Here is a 6,151-nt window from a genome sequence, read left to right on the forward strand (position 1 = left end):
CTATCCCTCCGTCGGGTCCACCGTCGCCTGATGCGCCTCGGCGAGGTGTTCCTCCGCCTTCAGCCACGGCAGGAACTGCGCGCCCTTGCGCCAGCCGCAGGTGTCGCATCTGATCGTGCGCTGTACACCGGCGCGCTGGACGTGGACGACGTGCTCGCGGCCGTGCTGGTCCCAGCGGCTTACCTTGCTCGTGTTGATCTGCAGCATGACACCTCCAGGTGTTACCGCTCCGCTCACGCGGGAAGGCGTTGGCGGCAAGGTTTTTGCAGCAAGGAGTGTGCAGCATCAGGAAGATCAACGGGGGTTCTTCGGCCCCGAGTTCACCGCGTGGTCGTACGCGATCACGATCCGTTTCCGCCCGTCCACCCTCCGCACTGCCGCACCGCCCTCGATCTAGACTCCGCTCATGACGACCGGAACTCCCGCCATCGCCAAGGATCTCGCGCCCCACGGCACCCTGCGGGCCTCGATCAACCTGGGCAATCCCGTGCTGGCCCAGGGCACACCGACGGCCCCGGCCGGCATCACCGTCGACCTCGCTCGGGAGATCGCCGCCCGCCTCGACGTCCCCGTGGAACTCCTCTGCTTCGACGCGGCCCGCAAGTCGTACGAGGCGATGGCGGAGGGCCGTGCCGACCTCTGCTTCCTGGCCGTCGAGCCCGCGCGGGAGGCCGAGGTCGCGTTCACGGCGCCGTACGTCGTGATCGAGGGCGTGTACGCCGTCCCCCGCGACTCGGACCTGACGACCGTCGCCGAGGTCGACCGTCCCGGCGTACGGATCGGTGTGAAACGCGGGTCCGCCTACGACCTCTTTCTCTCCCGCACGCTTCGGCACGCGAGCGTGGTGCGCGGGGAGGACGGGGTCGAGGCGTTTCGGGCCGAGGGGCTGGAGGTTGCGGCAGGGATCAGGCAGCCGATGACCGAGTTCGTCGCGGCACACCCCGAACTCCGCCTGATCGAGGACCGGTTCATGCAGATCAGCCAAGCGGTCGGCACGACGAGGACCCGCCACCCCGAGACCGTGCGCTTCCTCCACGACCTCGTCGAGGAACTGAAGGCGAACGGCTTCGTCGCGAACGCCCTACGCCGCGCCCACCAGCCGGAGACCCTGGCCGCCCCACTCGCCCGCCCTGGGAGCTGACCTAGGATCGGCACGTGATCGCCGAACTGCAGTGCGTGGTGCTGGACTGTCCCGATCCGCTCCGACTCGCCGAGTTCTACGAGGACTTGCTCGGCGGTACCGTCAACCGGCCGGACCGGCGCTGGGCACTCGACGAGGCCTGGTCGACGCTGCACACGCCGTCCGGTCTCGTGCTCGCCTTCCAGCGCGTGCCGGCCACGGCGTACCGGCCTCCACAGTGGCCCGATCCCGCCCGCCCCCAGCAGTTCCACCTGGACTTCGGCGTCCCCGACCTGGACCGAGCGCGGGAACAGGTCCTGGCTCTGGGCGCGACGCCGCTCGACGTCTCCGACGGGCGGGGCTGGCACATCTACGCCGATCCGGCAGGACATCCCTTCTGCCTGGTCCGTCACTTCCGTCGCTGAGGAGTCGTATTCATGACGCGTGGGACAGCCGAGCTCGGGGAGCTGTTGCGGCGGGCGGGGCTGGAAGTCGTCGGGGAGCGGCGGGTTCAGGAGGTGCCGTCGCCCCGGTTCGCGTGGCGTGTGGTTGTCCCGGGTGACGCGGAGCGGGTGGTGAGCGTGGCCGGTGCCCGGGCGGACCCGATCGGCGAGTTCAACGCGCAGTGGCACCGTCTGGCGGTCGCGGGCGGGGTCCTGGACGAGGACGGTGTCTTCCTCATCGATGTCGCAGGCCACCGCACGGGCAGCGCGCCCTGGGACTGGACGCCGGTCCGGCTCACCGACCGGTGGGACCTCGCCGGAGTGCTGGGCGAACGGCCCGGCGAGCCGAAGTTCGTCGCGCTCTCCCTAGATGGCGACAGCCTGCTGGGTACGACATCCGAGGACGACGGGATCCGGCTCGTCGTCGTGGACCGGATGCAGGAGCGGCGGGAGGCGGCCGCGCGGGCGACGGCCCGGGAGACTCCTCAAGAGCGGGCCGCTGCCTGGGAGTCGGCGTTCGAGGGGCTGGACCCTTCGGAGCGGCTCCTCACGTCATGGGCGGACGGGCTGGCGCTCAACCCGGCCACCCCCGATGACCTGCGCGCCGGTCTACAGGGCCGGTCCACCTACCTCAAGTACAGCGCGATGCCGACGGCGGTCGTGGAGGCCGCCATGGTTCACCCGGACTGGCAGATACGGGCGCAGTTGGCCGAGGCTCAGCCGAACATCACGGCCGATCAATGGACCCGCCTGATCCTCGCCGAGCAGAACGAGCGGCACCGGTGGATCCTCACCATGCTCGCGGCGGACCGGCGCGTCGAGCTCGCCGGACCCGCCTGCGAGCGGCTCGCCGTGGATCCGTCCGCCCGGGTCCGTGCGGAGACCGCCCGCCTGTCCGGGCTGTCCGCGCACTTGCTGACCGTGCTGGCCGCCGACCCCGAGTGGACGGTACAGGCCGCGGCCTGCCGACGCGCCTGGCCCCACCTCCCGAACGAGACCCGGCACAAGCTGCTCGGTGACCCCAGCGGCAAGGTCCGTGCGGAGGCCCTGCTCCGGCACCACCAGGACCATCCGATGCCCCGGTCCGTCTTCCTCGCCGCCGACTTCGCCTCCGACACCGCCTACGGGGGGCCAGGACCGTGCCGTGAAGACCTGCCGTCTGGAGCGCGACCTCGTCGAACACCTGTCCCACCACGGCGATCCCGTCCTGCGCCGTTCCCTCGCGGGCAGCCCGGGTCTCGACCCGGACCTGGTGGCCCTCCTCGGCCGGGACCAGGACGAGTCCGTCCGCTTCGCGGTCTCCAAGCGACCCGACCTCACCGAGGAACAACGAGCCGGCATCGACATCGACTTCGATCCGCGCCTGCACCACTATCCGCTCGACTGGGTCACGGACCTGCACGACGACCCCGCCGCCCTGCGCCGCCTGGCCGCCTCCGCCCACCCCCTCGTACGCCGCAGCGTCGCCCGCGCCAAGCGCCTTCCGCCGGACGTCGTGGAACTCCTCGCCCGGGACGAGGACCGTGTCGTGCAGCTCTTCCTCGCCGAGTCCTGCGACGACGCGCCCGCCGACATGCTGCTGCGGGTGTGGCAGTGGTGGACCGGGAGCCTCAGCGCCCCCGACCGCCCGCACGGCCACCCGAACTTCCCCCGCCACGACCTCCTCCGCCACGCCGACGACCCGAACCCGCGGATGCGCCAACTGGCCCTGGACGACCCGGAGTCCACGCCCGAACTGGTGGAGCGGTTCAGCCGGGACCCGGACGAGGAGGTCAGATACCGCGCCGCGAAGGACCCGCGGCTGACGGCGGCGTCGGCGGTACGGCTGCTGGACGACCCGCACGGCCACATACGCCAGGCGGCCTTCTGGCACGCGCGGCTTCCCGCTCGGGTCATCGTCCGGCTGCTGCGCGACCCCGACACCGCGGAGCCCGCGGCCCTGCCCGTCCCCGTCATGAAGCGGATGCTTCAACTGCTCCCACCGCTCAGCTGATCGTGCGCGGCAGTCGCAGGCTCAGGGCCGTCGTCAGGGCCACGCCCGCCAGTTGGACCAGGAGGGTGGTGACGAGGGCGTCCCGCATGCCGTTGCTCGAGGCGAGGGACAGGAAGAGGGTGCCCAGGGTGGCGACGCCGATGGCGAGGGCCGACTGCTGGGTGGTGGCCATGACCCCGCTGCCGACGCCGGCCCGCGCGGACGGCACCTCGGAGAGGATGATCCGGATGAGGACGGGGAGCTGGAGTGCCTGGCCCGCGCCCGCGACCGCCGCGCCCGGCAGCAGTTGCCACACACCCAGGTCGGGCCAGGACCGCCAGGCGGCCAGCGCGATGAGGGCCACGCCCACCGCCTGGATCAGCCCGCCCGCCGTGACGATCCGGGTGCCGTAGCGGGCGATCAGCCGGGGGCCGCAGAGGGAGACGACGAAGAAGACCACGGCCATCGGTGCCAGGGCCAGGCCCGCCGGGACCGGGCCGAGGCCCGCACCCCGCTGCAGCGCCACCGCGATCACGAACATGAAGCCGCTGAAGCCGATCGAGAACGGCACGATCATGATCAGGCCCCGGCGGAGCGAGGTCAGCGCGAACAGGCTCGGAGGCACCAGGGGCGTACGGCCCTCGCGGTCCTCCCGGCGCTCGACGAAGTAGAAGGTCGCCGCCGCGAGGGGGAACAGCGCCAGCGACAGCCAGGTCCACAGGGGCCAGCCCGCCGCCCTGCCCTCGGTGAGCGGGGCGAGGAGCGCGAGAAGGGACACGGCGAGCAGCACCGTGCCGGGGGTGTCGATCGGCTCCGGGTGCTGCGAGCGCGTCTCGGGGACGGCGCGCGTGGCCAGGATCAGGCCGAGGATCACGACGGGCACGTTCACGAGGAACACCGCGCGCCAGCCGGTGCCCGCGATGTCCGCCGCGACGAGGAGGCCGCCGAGTATCTGCCCGGCCACCATGGACAGACCGGCCGTGGCCCCGTACAGGCCCATGGCCTTGGCGCGGCGCGGGCCCGCCGTCGCCGCCTGGATGGTGGCGAGCACCTGCGGCAGCATCGCCGCGGACGCCGCGCCCTGGGCGACGCGCGCCGCCACCAGCGTCCAGGCGCTGGGCGCGAGCCCGCACGCCAGGGAGGTCAGGCCGAAGGCCGCCATGCCGCCGAGGAAGAACTGGCGTCGCCCGAAGAGGTCGCCGAGACGGCCGCCGAGGACGAGCAGGACGGCGTACGCGACTCCGTACCCGGCGACGACGAGTTCGAGGACGGCTTCGCTCGCGTTCAGGTCCCGGCCGATGGTCGGGAGGGCTACGTTGACGATGAAGAAGTCGATGAGGGGCAGTGCCGCTCCGAGCAGCACGGTGAAGAGGCCGAGGCCGCTGAGCACGGGTGCCGCGGAGGGCGAGCGGACTGGAGTCCTGAGAGTTCCGGTTTCGGTCACGTCCTCCAGACTTCTCCTGACCTCAGACTGGTACCAGAGTGTCCTTATCCTGGTAGAAGCACTACCTGGCAACAGGTTCCGGCGAACGGCAGGCTGGAGGCATGACGACGATGACGCAGGAGAGCACCGCTCCCCGGCCGGTGGAGACCAACGACCCTGCTCAGCGGGCGGTGTCCGTGACCTCTCCCCGGCCGGTGGACCCCGAGCCGCACGGCACCGTCGCCCCCCGCGGCAGCGAGATCCGGCGCCACGAGCTCGCCACCTTCCTGCGCAACCGCCGTGAGCGCATCACGCCGGAGCAGGTCGGACTGCCCCGCGGCCACCGCCGGCGCACGCCGGGCCTGCGCCGCGAGGAGGTCGCGCAGCTCTCCGCCGTCGGCGTCACCTGGTACACCTGGCTCGAACAGGCCCGTGACATCCAGGTCTCCGAACAGGTCCTCGACGCCCTGGCCCGCACCCTGCTGCTCGACTCCAGCGAGCGCGCCCACCTCTTCCGGCTGGCCGGAGCCGTCGACCCCACGCCCGCCGCGCCGTGCCCGACCCTCACTCCGGCCCTGCTCGAGGTGCTGTCCCAGTTGGAGCCGGTCCCGGCCTGCATCCAGAACAGCCGCTACGACATCCTGGCGTACAACCGCACGTACGCCCGGCTGATGATGCGCGACCTCGACGCCGTACCGCCCGAGGACCGCAACTGCATGATCCTCGCCTACACCCACCCGGAGTGGCGCGAGTCGATCGTGCTCCTCGACGAGACCATGCGCGTGATGGCCGCCAAGCTGCGCGGCTCAATGGCCGGCCACCTCGGCGAGCCTGCCTGGAAGCTGCTGGTCAAGCGGCTGCGGACGGAGTCGGCGGAGTTCCGTGAGATCTGGGAGCGGTACGAGGTGTACGGCGGCTCGCGCAGCAAGACCAAGCAGTTCCTGAACCCGTACGTCGGGCTGCTCACCGTCGACCACACCGACCTGTGGCTCGCTCCCGACATGGGCGCCCGCATGGTGACGTACGCCCCCACGGACGAGCAGAGCCGCGAACGCCTGAGGAAGCTGCACGAGATCGCGCTGGCGGCGGAGACGGAAGCGGCCTAGGTCCTGTCGTCAAATTCCCGTCGTCCGCCCGGAGGGCGGGCCCTGCGGCGTCAGGTGCGTGCTCTCGGCGTGCCGGGCACAGGCCCT

General features: G+C 71.7%; 6 protein-coding genes. 4 read left to right on the plus strand and 2 right to left on the minus strand.

The genetic code is table 11. The annotated features are described in order from the left end of the window. Positions 1–207, minus strand: a complete 207-nt coding sequence (locus ABZ656_RS40480; RefSeq protein WP_054235491.1) for a hypothetical protein — start codon at positions 205–207, stop codon at positions 1–3. Between the two features lie 199 nt (positions 208–406). Between ABZ656_RS40480 and ABZ656_RS40485 the strand changes: the two genes are divergently transcribed. The 3 genes from ABZ656_RS40485 to ABZ656_RS40495 all read left to right on the plus strand — a co-directional run bounded on the left by ABZ656_RS40485 (position 407) and on the right by ABZ656_RS40495 (position 3,556). Then, complete coding sequence (locus ABZ656_RS40485; protein WP_101405274.1) at positions 407–1,141, plus strand: transporter substrate-binding domain-containing protein; 735 nt, start codon at positions 407–409, stop codon at positions 1,139–1,141. A 14-nt stretch (positions 1,142–1,155) separates the two neighbouring features. Further along, positions 1,156–1,545: a VOC family protein gene (locus ABZ656_RS40490; RefSeq protein ID WP_360275172.1), complete on the plus strand. Its 390-nt coding sequence runs from the start codon at positions 1,156–1,158 to the stop codon at positions 1,543–1,545. Positions 1,546–2,707: 1,162 nt separating this feature from the next. Then, positions 2,708–3,556: a hypothetical protein gene (locus ABZ656_RS40495; protein WP_360275175.1), complete on the plus strand. Its 849-nt coding sequence runs from the start codon at positions 2,708–2,710 to the stop codon at positions 3,554–3,556. Here ABZ656_RS40495 and ABZ656_RS40500 read toward each other — a convergent pair. Beyond that, entirely contained in the window at positions 3,549–4,979 is a 1,431-nt protein-coding gene (locus ABZ656_RS40500; protein WP_360275178.1) for an MFS transporter, read from the minus strand. The genes ABZ656_RS40495 and ABZ656_RS40500 overlap by 8 nt on opposite strands. Positions 4,980–5,080: 101 nt before the next feature. Here ABZ656_RS40500 and ABZ656_RS40505 point away from each other — a divergent pair, with 101 nt between their 5' ends. Then, a complete protein-coding gene (locus ABZ656_RS40505; RefSeq protein ID WP_101405276.1) occupies positions 5,081–6,064 on the plus strand; it encodes a helix-turn-helix domain-containing protein in 984 nt (327 codons plus the stop codon). Positions 6,065–6,151 lie beyond the last annotated feature (87 nt).

This window comes from Streptomyces sp. NPDC007095, from assembly GCF_040634475.1.
Taxonomy (GTDB): Bacteria; Actinomycetota; Actinomycetes; order Streptomycetales; family Streptomycetaceae; genus Streptomyces.